We start from the raw sequence: 14442 nt of genomic DNA on the forward strand, positions 1-14442 counted from the left end.
TCATAGATCTCGCGGCGTGGCGCTGACTGTAGCGACTCAGTGGAGCTGAGAGGAATTGAATCCTCCGCCGCAGTCGGTTTCAGGCGCGGCGTGCGTTTTCCGCGGCCGTCACCACGTGACGCATGAGCAAGGCGGTGGTGACCGGGCCGACGCCGCCGGGGACGGGGCTCAGGGCGGCGGCCTTGTCGCGGACCGAGTCGGCGGCTACGTCGCCGACAATTTTGCCGTCGGGGGCTTCATTGGTACCGACGTCGATGACTACTGCGCCTTCGCGGATGTGTTTGCCGGTAACCAGGCCGATGCGGCCCGCGGCGGCTACGACGATGTCGGCGGCGGCAGTGGTGGTGGGGAGGTCGGTGGTGCGGGAATGGCAGATCGTGACGGTGGCATTTTCGGCGAGAAGGAGTTGGGCAAGGGGCTTGCCGACGATGTTCGAGCGGCCGACGACGGCGACATGCCGACCGGCGAGGGGGATTTCATGATGTTTCAGCAGTTCGACGACGGCTTCGGACGTGGCGGGGACGAAGCCGTCGAGGTTGCTGGCGAGTAGGCCGAGTGACAACGGGCTGACGCCGTCCACGTCCTTGGTCGCGACGATCGAGGAGCTCACGTCGTCGAGGGTGACGCCTGCGGGCAGCGGGGTTTGCAGCATGATCGCGTCGGTGGCCGGGTCGGCGCCACGGGTGGCGAGTTCGGCGCGGATGGTGTCGGCGCTCGCGTCGGCGCCGAGGTCAACGGTGTCGCAGGCGATTCCGAGGCGTTCGGCGGCCTTGCGCAGCGAGTTCACGTACCAGGCGCTTGCTGGGTCGTCGTTGGCCACGATCAAGGCCAGGCGCGGCGCGGGGCCGTCCGAGGTCAGCGCGGCGGCGCGCGCCTTGGTGTCGGCGTTGATGGCGGCGGCGAGTTCCTTGCCGGACAGCGAAACGGTATCCACGGTGTCCCACCCTAATGGTCACAGCCGGACGCAATCCGTCCGCAGCCCGCACTTGGCCGCGCGGCGGCGAGGCAGCCGCTCATCCAGCGCACTGTTGCGCCGATAGCGGCCATCACCCGGGCTAGCGGTTTGCCTGGATGCCGCAAAGAAACCGCCGATTCAGGCTGGCAATTACACGTATATGTCCTGTACCAGCCGTATCGTGTTGTGTGCTTGCCCCCGGCTAACTGTCAGCTGACGTACCGAAAACCCCGTTTTATGCGTGGAAAGGTGTCGACTGTAGTGAAGATCTCGAGGCATTGGAAAACACTGATCGCGACCTCGTTCGCGGCCATCACCATCACCGGTCTCGCAGGCGCGCCCGCGCAGGCGGCCCCGGACACCGACTCCCTCTACAACTCCGCCCAACGCAACTTCACCGACGGCGACGACGCCGCGGGCCGCGCCGAGCTGCGCGAACTGATCGGCGCGGACCCCTTCGACACCGAGGCCCTGTCGTTGCAGGCCATCTGGTCCCACTACGCAGGCGATCTGCCCGCCATGGCCGATGCCATGGCGCGACTCAACGCCGTGGATCCGGCGATGGCGCATGGCACCAACAACGTGCTCGGCGCGATCGGCGCCGCGGTCGGCACCCTGCCGAATCCGCTGCCCGCCATCGTCGGCCCGCAAACCGGAATCGTCGCGCTCGGGTATGGCCTGCTGCCCGACGGTTCGCTGCGCCCCGAGCTGGTGAACCGGCTGACCGCGGCCTGGTTGCAGGCCGTCGCCTCGCCTTTCTCACCGGTGATCGTTACCGGCGGCAATCCACAGAACGGCATTACCGAGGCCGAGGCGATGCGTAACTGGCTGGTCGGCAGGGGTCTGCCGGCGGACCGCGTCCATGTCGAGAACCGAGCCGGATCCACAGTGCAGAACGCCCTGTTCAGCACCAGGATGCTGCGTGATATCGGCGCCAACAGCGCGGTTGTGGTGACCTCCCCCAACCATATTCGCCGCGCGGTCGCCGACTTCATCGTCGCGGGAACCCGTGTGGTCGGCGCCACCACCTCGCTGGAACAACTGGTGTCGCAGCTACCGCCGCCCGCCAGGCAGTCCCAGCGCGGGATCTACCTCGACGCCACCCGCACGTTCCAGTTGGCCACCGCCCGCTAGCACTGAACCGGATATCGGCTGGCCCCGGCTGCGCACGACACGGCAGGATGTCCGGGTGATGTCAACGGAAAGTACCGATCTGGTCGTGCGGCTGCGTGCGGCCGGCTGCGTGTTCGCCGAAGAGGAGGCCGCGCTGCTGACCGCCGCTGCCGCGGAAACCGGCGCCGACTTGGAGAGCTTGGTCGCTCAACGGGTGTCGGGCATGCCGTTGGAATACCTGCTGGGCTGGGCCGAGTTCCACGGGCTGCGCGTCGCGGTGGCGCCCGGGGTGTTCGTGCCCCGGCAGCGCACCGGATTCCTGGTCGACGAGGCCGCCGAGCTCGCTCGCGCATACGAGCGCCCTGTTGTCGTCGACTTGTGCTGCGGCTCTGGCGCATTGGGGCTGGCACTGGCGACAACGCTGGCCACAGCCGGTCTGGCGATCGACCTTGCCGCAGCCGATATCGAACCCGCCGCAGTCGAATGCGCACGTCGCAACCTCACACCGATCGGCGCGACCGTATACGAGGGTGACCTCTTCGAGCCCCTCCCCCACGAGCTTCGCGGCCGGATCGACATTCTGCTCGCGAACACTCCCTACGTCCCCTCCGAGATGATCGCCCAGATGCCCCCGGAGGCACGCGACTACGAACCGCGCTCGGCGCTCGACGGCGGCACCGACGGCCTCGACATCTTCCGCAGAGTGGTCGAAGACGCCACGTCGTGGCTGGCACCCGGCGGCCACCTGCTGGTCGAATCCAGTGAGGCGCAAGCGTCGATCGCCACCGCGGTGCTGACCGAACACGGGTTCGCGGCCCGCGTCGCGGAATCCGAGGACCTGTATGCCACCGTCGTGATCGGCACCCGCCACTAGGCCTCGGACGTCCGGAAGGACTTTTCGGACCGCCGACGTCTCGGTCTACGCCGGGTCCGGGTGCTGGTGCGGCGGCAGCTGCCGCGCCTACTTCTTGCGGCCGGTGAATTCGTCCATGGAGTGGTAGACGCCGACGGTGTCGAGGAACAGGTCGCGCAACTTGATCGGGAGCAGGCCCGAGATCGCCTTGTTGAGCCGGGAGGTCCACGGCAAGATGACCAGCGGGTTGCCCGACTTCATCTCCCGCCACGAGGTGTCTACCACTTCGTCCTGCTCGAGGATGGGCGTGAACAGGAATCCCTTTGCGCCGTCGAACATTCCGGTGTTGATGTAGGTCGGGCAGACCGTCGTGACCTTCACGTGGTCGTGGCCTGCCTGCTCGAGCTCGATGCGCACCGAGTCCGACCATCCCAGCGCAGCCCACTTGGACGCGGCGTAGACACTCATCCGCGGGTTCGACACCAAACCCGCCGAGGAGGCGATGTTCAGCACCCGGGCCTCGCCGGAGCCCGCCACCATAGCGGGCAGAAACTCGAGCGTGATGTACATGGGGGCAAGGGAATTGATCGCCATCGTCTTGTCGATATCGGCGCGATTCGTGGTTTCCCAGAAGTAGCTGTTGCCGCGGACGATGCCCGCATTGTTGACCAGGATGTCGATATCGCCGACCTGACTGCGCACCGCGGCGGCGGCTTCGCCGATGGAATCCTGGGCGGCCACATCGACGACGTATTGGTGAATGTCGCCGCCGAGTGCGGTGAGTTCGACGGCAGTGTCCTTCAACCCCACCTCGTTGATGTCCCAGAGCACCACCGCGGCGGCGCCCTCCCGGACGGCCCGCTCGGCGAACAGCTTGCCGAGGCCCATCGCGGCACCCGTGACCAGGACTTTCTTACCCGCAACCGTGTCCAATTCCATGTCCTTGTGTCGATGGTGAAAAGTTATTTCCGGCGCGCAGTTCTACTTCTGACGCAGTGTTTTCATGACCCCGAAGTAGAGCGTCATCGTCTTCGCCCACAGCTCCTCGGACATGCCGGGCAGCGGCGCGATGGGCAGCACCCGCTGCACGGCGATGGTTTGGGTGTCGATGTACTTGAGCAGGCCCTCAGGGCCGTGCCTGCGTCCGGTCCCGGAGATGCCGAGCCCGCCCGAAGGCGCGTCGGCGCTGCCCCATGCCGCGATGAAGCCCTCGTTGACATTCACCGACCCGGCGTTGATGCGCGCGGCCACCTTTCGGCCACGGGCGGTGTCCTTGGTCCAGACGCTGGCGTTGAGACCGTAGGCGGTGTCGTTTGCCTGTTCGACGGCTTCGTCGTCGCTGCCGACACGGTAGATCGAGACGACCGGACCGAAGGTCTCCTCGCGGTACACGGTCATACCGGGGCGGACGTCCGCGAGCACGGTCGGCTCGTAGAAGTACGGGCCGAGGTCGGGACGCGCGCGGCCACCTGCCAGCACGGTCGCGCCCTTGGCTACCGCGTCGTCGACATGTGCGCTGACGGTGTCCAATTGGCGCTGGAAGGTCAAAGAGCCCATGTCACCGGTGAAGTCGAGGTCGGCGCCGAGCTGGATCGCGCGGACATGTCCGACGAACTCCGTCACGAACTGGTCGTAGACCTTGTCGTGCACATAGATTCGCTCCATCGATTCGCACAGCTGTCCCGCCGAGGCGAAGCAGGCGCGAATCGCGATTTTGGCCGCCAGGGAGACGTCTGCGTCCGCGAGCACCAGGAGCGGATTCTTGCCGCCGAGCTCGAGCGAATACCCGATCAGCCGCTCACCCGCCTGCCGCGCGATGGTGCGGCCGGTCGCGCTCGAACCGGTGTAGTCGACGTAATCGGCGCGTGCGATCACCTCGCCGCCGATCACCGAGCCGCGGCCGAGCACCGCCTGCCAGAGCCCGCGTGGCAGACCGGCACGCTCGGCGGCGTCGATGGCCCACAGCGCGGTGAGCGCGGTCTGGTTGTCCGGGCGCGCCACCACGGCATTGCCCGCGACCAAGGCCGGCAGCGCATCGGAGGCGGCCAGCGCCAAGGGATAGTTCCACGGCGAGATCACCGCGACAACACCCTTCGGACGGTGCCGCACATCGACCTGCGTCAGCACCGGAAGCACGCCGCGCGGCTTGCGGGTGGCCAGCAGCTTCTCGGCGACCGACGCGTAATACCTCGCGTTCACCGCCACGTCGCCGACCTCGTCGAAGGCATGCGCACGGGACTTACCCGCCTCCGTCTGCACAATATCGAGGATGGTGCCCTGCTCGGCGAGCACGATGTCGTGGAAGCGGCGCAGCACCGCGACCCGCTCGCGCACCGGTCGCCGCGCCCACGCGCGCTGGGCCTCGCGAGCCGTCGCGAAAGCGGTCTCGATGTCGGCGGTGGATGACTGCGGCAGATCAGCGATCTTGCGGCCGGTGGCGGGCGCGAAAACCTCGACCGCGGGCGCACCGCCCGCGACGGCACGTGCGAGCAATGGCTGTACCAGCGACTGCGGTAGTGCATCGGCGGGAGCCAGCTGTGGGGCGGTCGTCATTATCGGCCCTCTCGTGGGACGGTCGGAGGCGGCGAGCGCTTCCACCTATTAACTGAACACTAGTGTTAGATTAATAGGTATGAGGCGTCTCGTGTCAAGCTCTCCGTTGTGGACCACAGGCATGTCGAGCTCGCACTTGTGAGGCATCACCATGTCCACTGACGCCGCAGCCGCCCGGCGGGGCAGGCCGCCGCAGACCCAGGAGCAGGCCGAGGAGGTCCGCGCCAGGATCGTGCTCGCCACCGCGGAAGTGTTCACGCGCAACGGGTCACGTGGGCTGAGCGTCGCCCAGATCATCGAGCAGGCGGGGCTGGCCCGCCCCACCTTCTATCGATACTTCGGCAATGCGACCGAACCACTGCACGTGCTGCTCGACGCATCGAACGACAGCCTTGTCGACGGCATCCGCGGAGCATTGACCGACACCGACAAGCCCGTCGAACTCGGCATCCGACTCATCGACGCCTACCTCGACTGGGCCGGCGGCCACGGCGCGATGCTGCGCCCACTCTTCGCCGAACTGCACGATCCGGCCTCACCGGTATCGGCCTACCGGGAGCGCGCCCTCGACGACATCCGCGCCCTCGTCGCCGCGAAGTTCACCGAGCTTGGCCGCCCCGTCCCGACCCCGCTCGACCTCGACGCCGCACTGCACGTCTGCGAATACGTGGTCTACCGCATCTCCGCGGGTACCGAGCCCGGTACCGAGCCCGACCAGGAAACTGTTGCGGCCGCACGACTCACGATGATCCGCGTCCTACTGACCACACTCGGCACCCGCGCCGATCTGGAATACGCGATGGACCTGCCCGGCATCTTCCCGCCCGCGCCCTGATCCGGTCCCGGCCCACCTACCACAGCGGTATCGCCGGGCAGCTTCCTCAGTACCTCGCCTCGCCATCCGGCGTCGGCCGCATCGCAGCGTTCCCCGACGCGGGCACCTGGCTCGACTGCCGACGCTCGACATGCCGCGCTTCGACGCGGTTGATCAGGTCACGAACCCGCTCGTCGTCGGCGAGCAACTGATCGAGCACGACATTGACCGCGCCGCGCAGCAAGGCATACGGCTCCCACTGGACGGGGGCCATCGTCCGTGGCGCCCGGCGGGCGATGCCCTGCGCGATGGATTCGGCTGCGGCGGCCACGGTGATTCGACGATCGAGCGGCCACGGCAACAGCGCGCCGATCTCCTCGCCGAGCTCGTCCTCGTCGAGCGTGCCACGGGTCATGGCGGTATCGACAATGCCGAAGTAGGCGACGCCCGCGGTCGCGCCGACCGCGGCGAGTTCCACCCGTAGCGCGCGGCCGAATTGTTCGACGGCGGCCTTGCTCACCATGTAGGGAGATCCCGCCATGCCGGGCGCGAATGCCGCCGCCGAGGACACCACGACCACGTGACCGCCGACCGCGACAATATCGTCCAGTGCCGGGTGCACGGTGTTGAACACACCCGTGAGGTTTATGCCGATGACCCGATCGAAATCGGCCGGGTTCATCGTTCTGATCGTCGCAGGTTCCGGCACTACCCCGGCATTGGCGACCACGACGTCGATTCGGCCGAACCGCTCGCGAACCCGAGAAATGGCCTCCCGCATGCCGATCCGATCGGAGACGTCGGCACGCACCACCAGTGCCCGTTCCCCCATCGATCGGCCGACGCGCGCCGCAGCGTTCTCATCGATATCGATCAGCGCCACGAATGCACCCGCGCGATAAAGGTTTTCGGCCAGTGCACGTCCGATGCCAGTGCCCGCACCGGTGATCAGCACCACCCGATCACGCACCTGCAGCTCGGCAGCAGGGCTTGTCGACAGTGTCAGCAGTTGACGGGCCAGGCCGAACACAAAGCTACTCATCAAACCCCCACATCATAGGATTCGGCGTCGAATCGCCCTGTGCAACGCCGATACTCGGAACTCCCGTTCGGATACCGAACGGCGGTAGCGCCATCCGCCGTCCGATGGTAGCGATGGCAGCCACCGGCACCGTGGTCCATGCATTCCTCTCCCGGCGGGCACCCTTGCCCGCCGAGTTCACAGGTTCAGCCGGTTCCAGATCTCACCCGGCGGACAGGTCGAAACGGTTTATAGATCCAGTTCGAGTTCGCCACCGCGCGCGCGTGATACGCAGGTCAGCATGGTGCGGTCGCGGTCGCCGTCGAGCAGCAGCCGGTCGCGGTGGTCGACCTCGCCTGACAACACCTCTGCTCGGCAGGTCCCGCAGAACCCCTGTTGGCAGGAGTACGCGACACCCGGCAGCACCCGCCGGATCGCCGCGAGCGTGGACTCGTCCGCGGCTACATCGACGTGGATCCCGCTGCGCCGCAACCACAGATGGAACGGATCGCCATCGCGCACCGGTATCGGCGAGAACCGCTCGGTGTGCAGTGACGCGGACGGATCGTGCAGCGACAATACCTCGCGCGCCGCTTCGGCCAGCGCGGGCGGGCCGCAAACGTAGACCGCGGCGCCGGTAGGTGTCTGCTCGAAAATCATCCGCGGATTCGGCACGCCGAACTCGTCGTCCGGCCGCACCACCACGTCACCGCCGGTGAGCTGCGCCAGCTCGCACAGGAACGGCATCCGGGACCGGGACCGACCCAGATACATCAGCCGCCACGGTATTCCCGCGCGCTCGGCCGCGATCACCATCGGAAGGATCGGCGTGATCCCGATGCCACCGGCGACGAACAGGTACTCGGGCGCCGCAACGAGCGGAAACGCGTTGCGCGGGCCACGCACGGCCAGTCGATCACCGACGCGAAGATTCTCGTGAATCTCCCGGGAGCCGCCCTCACCATTCGCGATGTAGCGCACCGCGATCCGATACGCACTTCGATCGGCCGGGTCGCTGTTGAGGGAGTACTGCCGCTGTCGCCCCGAGGGCAGGAACACATCGATATGGGCGCCGGGTGTCCAGGCGGGCAGCTGCCCGCCGTCCGGGTCGCGCAGGGTCACGCTGACGACTCCGTCGGCCTCCTGCTCGATCTGCTCGATCATCACGTCGAAATCGAATCCGGAGTGCCGCACGGGCTGCGGGCGGGAAAGCAGCTGCGCGGCTTCACCTTCCACGAAGACGCGGCGATACGCATCCACCGCGGACGCGAGCATCCGCAGCCCGGCGCCCGGTCGGTACTGCGTGCCGACCTGCGCGGTCATGCGCCGGCCGCCCGTGCTGCGGGCGACTGTGCGAGGTAGCGCAGCGCGTTGTCCATCGGGCCCAACTGCGAGGGATGGAAGCCCGGCCTGAGGTAGCGAGGTATCTCGGTGAAGAAGGTGGCGAAGTTCGGCACCACGCCGCGCAGCGACGCACTCGCCAACTGCAGCGGCCAGAACCGCCCCTTGTTCCGCGACGGGTCACGTTGATACAGGTAACCACTCGAAATGACGAACAGGGCAAGCAATCCCGTGCTTGCGATCAGCGCCTGGCGCGCCTTGCGACCGTATCCGCCGTCGACGTACATGTACGCGTCGTAGACCACGCTGCGGTGCTCGACTTCCTCGGCACCGTGCCAGCGGATGAGATCCAGCATCGCCGGATGCATCCCCTTGGCCGCGAGTTTGTCGTTGGTCAACAGCCATTCGCCGATGACCGCGGTGTAGTGCTCCATACCGGCGAACAGCGCCAGTCGCTCACACAGCCATTCGCGCTTGGCGCGGCCGGTCAGTCCGTGATCGCCGAGCACCCGATCGACCAACCAACCGACCCGCTCCACCATCGGCCCGACGTCGAGCCCGAGCCGCTCGAGCTGGTTGCGAGCCTTCTCATGGGAGCTCGCGTGCATGGTCTCCTGTCCGATGAAGCCGCGGACCTCCTCGCGTAATCGCTCGTCGTCGATCAGCGGTAATGCTTCGGCAAGCGCCTGCGCCATCGCACGCTCGCCCTCGGGTAATACGAGGTGCATCACGTTGATGATGTGGGTCGCCATGACCTCACCGGGGATGTAATGCATAGGCACCGTGTCGAAATCGAAGTCGACGTCGCGCGCGTTGATGGCGTGCGCCTGATCGGCGTAGACAGAGCTCATCTGGGTGGTCCTCACGTCTCGGTCCTGCAAAACCGCACCATTAATGTATTTCTGCCATCAAGTGATGTCAACATCACATGATGTCAACTTCTCGGTCGTGGGAGGATCGACTCATGGACGACGAATCCGACGGATCGATACCGGGCATGCGCCGCTGGCGTGGCCGGCCGCCCGCCGACCGGATCGCCGCGCGCCGCGAACAGCTCATCGAGGCCGCCATCGAGCTCATGGCGACCATCGGCGCGTCGGAGACCTCCATGCGCGGCGTCTGCAGGCAGGCCGGGCTGACCGAGCGTTACTTCTACGAGAGCTTCCCGAACCTCGACACCTTGTTCACCACTGCACTCGAGACGGTGGTCGAGGGCGCCCGCGACCGACTACTCGCCGCACTGGCCACCGCACCGCCCGAGCCGGAAAAGCTTTTCCGCCATGCGATTTCGGCGTTCACCGACTATCTGGTGGAAGATCGGCGGCGCGGACGGATCATGTTCGTGGAGTCGCAGGCCAGGCGGGTGCTCGGCGAGCGAGGCAACGAGCTGATCGAACAGTTCACCACTCCGATCGCCTGGACGATCGGACCGGGCACCGACGGGCAGCCACCACCGGATTCTTTCGACAACGCCCTGAACTCGAACGCCATCTTCGGTGCGATGGCCTATATGTACCGCCCATGGCTGGACGGGACCATCGACATGCCACAGCAAAGGTTCGACGACCACGCGACCAGCGTGATTCGAAACATCGCCGCTGCACGCTCCTCGGAACCGCTGGCCGATCAATCGGCCAACTGACCGACTACCCCGTGGTGGACACCGAGTCACGCCGCTCTGCTCGCGCGAACCTCATGGCACCGTCGGTGATCTTGCCGTGCCGTAGGGCAACCAGGTCGCGTAGGTAGTTCATCCGGAGCCGCCAGGGCGCCTTGGTCCCCTGGATCGGGAACTGGCTTGCCGCGCGCTGCACATAGCCTGGATTGAAGTTCAGGAACAGCGGCGCCTCGCCGACCGACGGATCGCGCACCGGCGTACACCTGGCGTATCCATGAGCGTCCATGTGGCGTAGCAGGCGGACGACGTATTCGCAGACCAGGTCCGCTTTCAACGTCCACGACGCGTTGGTGTAACCGATGATGTAGGCGAAGTTCGGCACATCCGACAACATCATGGCTTTGTACGCCATCCTTTCCGACAAAGTCACCGGGCGGCCGTCCACCACCAGGTCCATGCCGCCGAAGGCGAGCAGATTGAGCCCGGTCGCGGTGATGACGATGTCGGCGTCCAGGGTCGCGCCCGAAGCCAGCGTCAGGCCGCTCTCGGTGAAGGTGTCGACCTGATCGGTGACGACATCCAGCTCACCCTTGCGGATCGCACGGAAGAAATCGCCGTCGGGCGCCAGGCACAGTCGCTGATCCCATGGGTTGTAGCTCGGGGTGAAGTGGGTGTCGATGTCATAGCCGGGCGGCAGCCAGCGCTGCTGCCAGCCCCGGATCCGTTTTCGCATGAAACTCGGATAGCGTTGGCTCAGTTGATAAATCGCGGTGGACAGCGCGACGTTCTTGCCACGGGCGACCGCGTAGGCGGCGCGGGCGGGCAGGAACTTGCGCACCCGGACGGCCAGGTCGTCGCGCGTGGGCGCGGAGATGATGTAGCTCGGCGAGCGCTGCAGCATGGTCAGGTGCGCGCCCTGCCGAGTGAGCGCGGGTCCGAGAGTGATTGCGGTGGCGCCGCTGCCGATGAGCACGATCCGCTTGCCCACGACATCGAGCTCGGTAGGCCAATGCTGCGGGTGGATGACCAGGCCGCCGAAGCGCTCGACACCCGCGAAATCCGGCGTGTAGGGCTCGTCGTAGCGGTAGTAGCCGGAGCAGCACATGAGGAATCCGGCGGTGAGCGTGACGGTCTCGCCGGTATCGGTGCGTTCGGCCCGCACAGTCCAGCGAGTCTCGGTCGAGGACCATTCGGCGCGGACCACCCGATGATGGAACCTGATGTGCCGGTCGATGCCGGCCTCGGCGGCGGTGTCGCGCAGATAGTGGAGGATGTCGTCGCCATCGGCGATCGCCTTCTCCCCCAACCAGGGCCGGAACCGGTAGCCGAGGGTGTACATGTCCGAATCGGAGCGAATTCCCGGATAGCGGAACAGGTCCCAGGTGCCGCCGATCGCGTCGCGGCTCTCCAGGATGGTGTAGGTCCGCTGTGGAAAGGCCCGCTGCAGGTGGTAAGCCGCGCCGATGCCGGACAGTCCGGCACCGACAATGAGCACATCAATGTGCTCGCCCGCGATCGTCATGGATCCAGTCCTCCGTCATCGGCGGTTCCGGCGCTACGCCCCCGGCGCGCGCCGCAGTACATCCAGCCTATCGGCCGGATTGGCATTCTCGGATCAGTCGGCCCTGGGCGGAAACTCCCGTCGCCCCAGGCTCGCTCCAGAGACCAGCGATGCCGACGCACAAGGGTGCCACTGCGCATCGACCGCCTTGCGAGGGGGGTCGGAGTTACGGGTCGCGGACGGTCGTGAGATAACGCCGGGTCGGGTTGGGTTCGGCGACAACATAGTTGATGATTCGACAACGAGTGCCGGTCGCCCCAGACCGTCCGGTACGCGCAGGGATGATTCGTAGTGAAGTCACTCACAGTCACGCATCTTTCACTCCCGCCTGACGCCATGCATACTCACCGAACTCAACGGTAGCCGCAAGTTCGCCATAGCACCGAGGTCGGCGAGAACTTCGCCTGATGCGCCACCGCATGCAGGGCCCGAATGCCGCGGCGATCACCGCCGTCGGCCATAGCCAGTTGATCTGGAGTTGGTGATACCTCACGGTACAGACACTCTCAAAATTCAACTGTCCCAGAAGGATTCGCCAAGGCGCATATACCCATCCTTAGTTACTGTCGGGTAATGTTCCGCAGCACCGAAGATCAGAGAAGATCCGGAACGTATCTGTCAACGATTTCCAGGAGCGCAAGTGTCGCATTCTCGATTCGAATCCATCGGCGCGTATCTCCCTTCGAATATTGTCACTACCAAGGAGCTGATCTCGCGGCTGAAGGAACCACCTACGTTCGATCTCGAAAAAATCACGGGAGTCAAGGAACGTCGTGTGCACGACACTCGACCGGAGAGCTATGAGGACTCCTTCACCATTGCCCTCAATGCCGCGGAAGACTGTCTCTCCAGGTCACAGTACGCAGCGGCGGATCTCGACATCATCATCTCGGCGTCGATCACCCGCAGTAAGGACGCCACCCGCGTGTACATGGAGCCCTCGTTCGCCTCGGCGATAGGCAAGCGGATCGGTGCGCAGAAAGCAATTACCTTCGACGTTTCCAATGCGTGCGCCGGAATGCTCACCGGTACCTACATACTCGACCGGATGATCCGTTCCGGCGCTGTTCGCAATGGCATGGTAGTGAGCGGCGAGGCGATTACTCCCATCTCGGATACTGCCGTCAACGAGATTTCCGAGAAATACGATCTGCAGTTCGCTTCACTGTCGGTCGGCGATTCCGGCGCCGCCATCGTGCTGGACCGGGCGGTCGACGACGCCGACAAGATCCACTACATCGAGCTGATGACGGCCTCGGAATATTCGCATCTGTGTATGGGCATGCCGAGCGACAAGAGCCAGGGTGTCGCCATGTACACCGACAACCGCAAGATGCACAACGAGGATCGATTCCTGCTCGGCACCGATAGCCAGCGCAACTATCTCGAGGCGCACGGCCGCACATTCGCCGACGAGAACTTCGATTACGTCATCCACCACCAGTTCGGCGCTGCCGCAATTCCGTGGATGAACGCCATCTGCGAGCGCGAGTTCGAGCACCCGATGCCGCCGGATCTCCGGGTCATCGAAAAATACGGAAACACTTCCACCACTTCGCATTTCATCGTTCTGCACGACCAGTTGAGCGAGCAGAACATCCCGGCGGGCGCGAAGCTGCTGATGTTCCCGGCCGCCTCCGGCATCGTGACCGGGTTCCTGTCCACCACCATCTCCTCCTTGAAGGTCTGAGGTCAGCCATGGGCGTGCGCATCAAATCCACCGGAATCAGCCGCGCAACCGATACCCACAGCATTGTGGAGAACAGTGGTCGCGCGGCACGGCAGAGCCTCGAGCGCGTGGGGGTTCGCCCCGACCAGGTCGGGGTGCTCATCAATGCAGGAATCTTCCGTGACTCCAACACCGTGGAACCGGCGGTCTCCGCGCTGATCCAGAAGGCCGCGGGCATCGGCCTGGAATACGGCAAGGACGATCCGCGGACGTTCTCCTTCGACCTGCTGAACGGCGCCGTCGGCGTGCTCAATGCCGTCCAGGTGGCAAGTTCCATCCTGGAGACCGGCAGCGCCGAGCACGTGCTGATCGTCTCGGGCGACACCCACCCGTCTCAGACCAGGTCGGTCGCCGACGACGAATTCCCTTACGCCACCGCGGGAGCCGCGCTCCTGCTGGAGCACACCGACGAGCCCGAAGGGTTCGGCACCGTGCATACCACCACGGCTGAGGGCAGTCCGGGCGAGGAGGCCTACGTCGACACCGCGACCATGGGCTCCGTCGGTCGCAGCCTGATGACCGTCGTGCGGGAGGAAGGTTTCGAGGATCGACTGCTCGAGACCGCACTGGTGGCAGCGGCGTCCGCGTTGACCGAGGCCGGGCTGACCGACCTCTCCGGCATCGCACTCGTCGCCTCGACACCGAGCAAGGCCTTCCCGTTGCGCCTCGCGGAATCCCTTGGTATCGAACTGGATTCCGTGCGCACACCGGATCTGACCGACGGTGATCCGCACACCGCGGCGCTGCCGCTGGCCTATGACAAGGCCGTCGCGGAGCAGACGCTCGATGGGTACACGCACCTGTTGTTCGTCGCGGCGGGCGCTGGTCCGTCGGCGGCAGCGGCGCTGTACCGACTGCCCGCGCTCGTGGGGGCGCCCGCGTGA

Annotated in this window: 13 protein-coding genes; 6 read left to right on the forward strand and 7 right to left on the reverse strand. The window is 65.8% G+C overall.

What is annotated here, in order from left to right:
* Positions 1-79 precede the first annotated feature (79 nt).
* The gene (locus ACFQZZ_RS17240; protein WP_378681152.1) at positions 80-934 is read right to left on the reverse strand and encodes a bifunctional 5,10-methylenetetrahydrofolate dehydrogenase/5,10-methenyltetrahydrofolate cyclohydrolase; all 855 of its coding nucleotides are present in this window, start codon (positions 932-934) and stop codon (positions 80-82) included.
* Positions 935-1216: 282 nt separating this feature from the next.
* Between ACFQZZ_RS17240 and ACFQZZ_RS17245 the strand changes: the two genes are divergently transcribed.
* Entirely contained in the window at positions 1217-2089 is an 873-nt protein-coding gene (locus tag ACFQZZ_RS17245) for a YdcF family protein (RefSeq protein WP_378681155.1), read from the forward strand.
* Between the two features lie 58 nt (positions 2090-2147).
* Positions 2148-2942: a putative protein N(5)-glutamine methyltransferase gene (locus ACFQZZ_RS17250; RefSeq protein ID WP_378681158.1), complete on the forward strand. Its 795-nt coding sequence runs from the start codon at positions 2148-2150 to the stop codon at positions 2940-2942.
* Between the two features lie 87 nt (positions 2943-3029).
* Here the strand turns inward: ACFQZZ_RS17250 and ACFQZZ_RS17255 are convergent, their stop codons facing one another.
* Together ACFQZZ_RS17255 and ACFQZZ_RS17260 are read right to left on the reverse strand one after the other, a co-directional pair.
* On the reverse strand, positions 3030-3860 hold the full coding sequence (locus tag ACFQZZ_RS17255; protein WP_378681161.1) for an SDR family oxidoreductase: 831 nt from the start codon (positions 3858-3860) through the stop codon (positions 3030-3032).
* Between the two features lie 42 nt (positions 3861-3902).
* Positions 3903-5474: a succinic semialdehyde dehydrogenase gene (locus ACFQZZ_RS17260; protein WP_378681164.1), complete on the reverse strand. Its 1572-nt coding sequence runs from the start codon at positions 5472-5474 to the stop codon at positions 3903-3905.
* A 151-nt stretch (positions 5475-5625) separates the two neighbouring features.
* Here ACFQZZ_RS17260 and ACFQZZ_RS17265 point away from each other — a divergent pair, with 151 nt between their 5' ends.
* Positions 5626-6309, forward strand: coding sequence for a TetR/AcrR family transcriptional regulator (locus ACFQZZ_RS17265; protein WP_378681167.1), 684 nt, complete (start codon positions 5626-5628; stop codon positions 6307-6309).
* Between the two features lie 46 nt (positions 6310-6355).
* Here the strand turns inward: ACFQZZ_RS17265 and ACFQZZ_RS17270 are convergent, their stop codons facing one another.
* The 3 genes from ACFQZZ_RS17270 to ACFQZZ_RS17280 all read right to left on the reverse strand — a co-directional run bounded on the left by ACFQZZ_RS17270 (position 6356) and on the right by ACFQZZ_RS17280 (position 9501).
* A complete protein-coding gene (locus ACFQZZ_RS17270; protein WP_378681169.1) occupies positions 6356-7330 on the reverse strand; it encodes a short-chain dehydrogenase/reductase in 975 nt (324 codons plus the stop codon).
* Between the two features lie 228 nt (positions 7331-7558).
* A complete protein-coding gene (locus tag ACFQZZ_RS17275; protein WP_378681172.1) occupies positions 7559-8632 on the reverse strand; it encodes a PDR/VanB family oxidoreductase in 1074 nt (357 codons plus the stop codon).
* Positions 8629-9501, reverse strand: a complete 873-nt coding sequence (locus ACFQZZ_RS17280) for a metal-dependent hydrolase (protein WP_378681175.1) — start codon at positions 9499-9501, stop codon at positions 8629-8631. The genes ACFQZZ_RS17275 and ACFQZZ_RS17280 overlap by 4 nt, the downstream gene beginning before the upstream one ends.
* 113 nt (positions 9502-9614) lie before the next feature.
* On the opposite strand from ACFQZZ_RS17280, the gene ACFQZZ_RS17285 reads away from it, so the two are divergent.
* Positions 9615-10292 (forward strand): TetR/AcrR family transcriptional regulator, encoded by a 678-nt coding sequence (locus tag ACFQZZ_RS17285; RefSeq protein WP_378681178.1) that lies wholly within the window; start codon positions 9615-9617, stop codon positions 10290-10292.
* A gap of 4 nt (positions 10293-10296) precedes the next feature.
* Here ACFQZZ_RS17285 and ACFQZZ_RS17290 read toward each other — a convergent pair whose 3' ends face one another.
* A complete protein-coding gene (locus ACFQZZ_RS17290) occupies positions 10297-11790 on the reverse strand; it encodes a flavin-containing monooxygenase (RefSeq protein WP_378681181.1) in 1494 nt (497 codons plus the stop codon).
* Positions 11791-12469: 679 nt separating this feature from the next.
* Here ACFQZZ_RS17290 and ACFQZZ_RS17295 point away from each other — a divergent pair.
* The gene (locus ACFQZZ_RS17295) at positions 12470-13519 is read left to right on the forward strand and encodes a 3-oxoacyl-ACP synthase III family protein (RefSeq protein ID WP_378681184.1); all 1050 of its coding nucleotides are present in this window, start codon (positions 12470-12472) and stop codon (positions 13517-13519) included.
* 8 nt (positions 13520-13527) lie between these two features.
* Positions 13528-14442, forward strand: coding sequence for a hypothetical protein (locus tag ACFQZZ_RS17300; RefSeq protein WP_378681187.1), 915 nt, complete (start codon positions 13528-13530; stop codon positions 14440-14442).

Origin of the sequence: Nocardia sp. GCM10030253 (genome assembly GCF_042675075.1) — a bacterium.
Lineage (GTDB): Bacteria > Actinomycetota > Actinomycetes > Mycobacteriales > Mycobacteriaceae > Nocardia.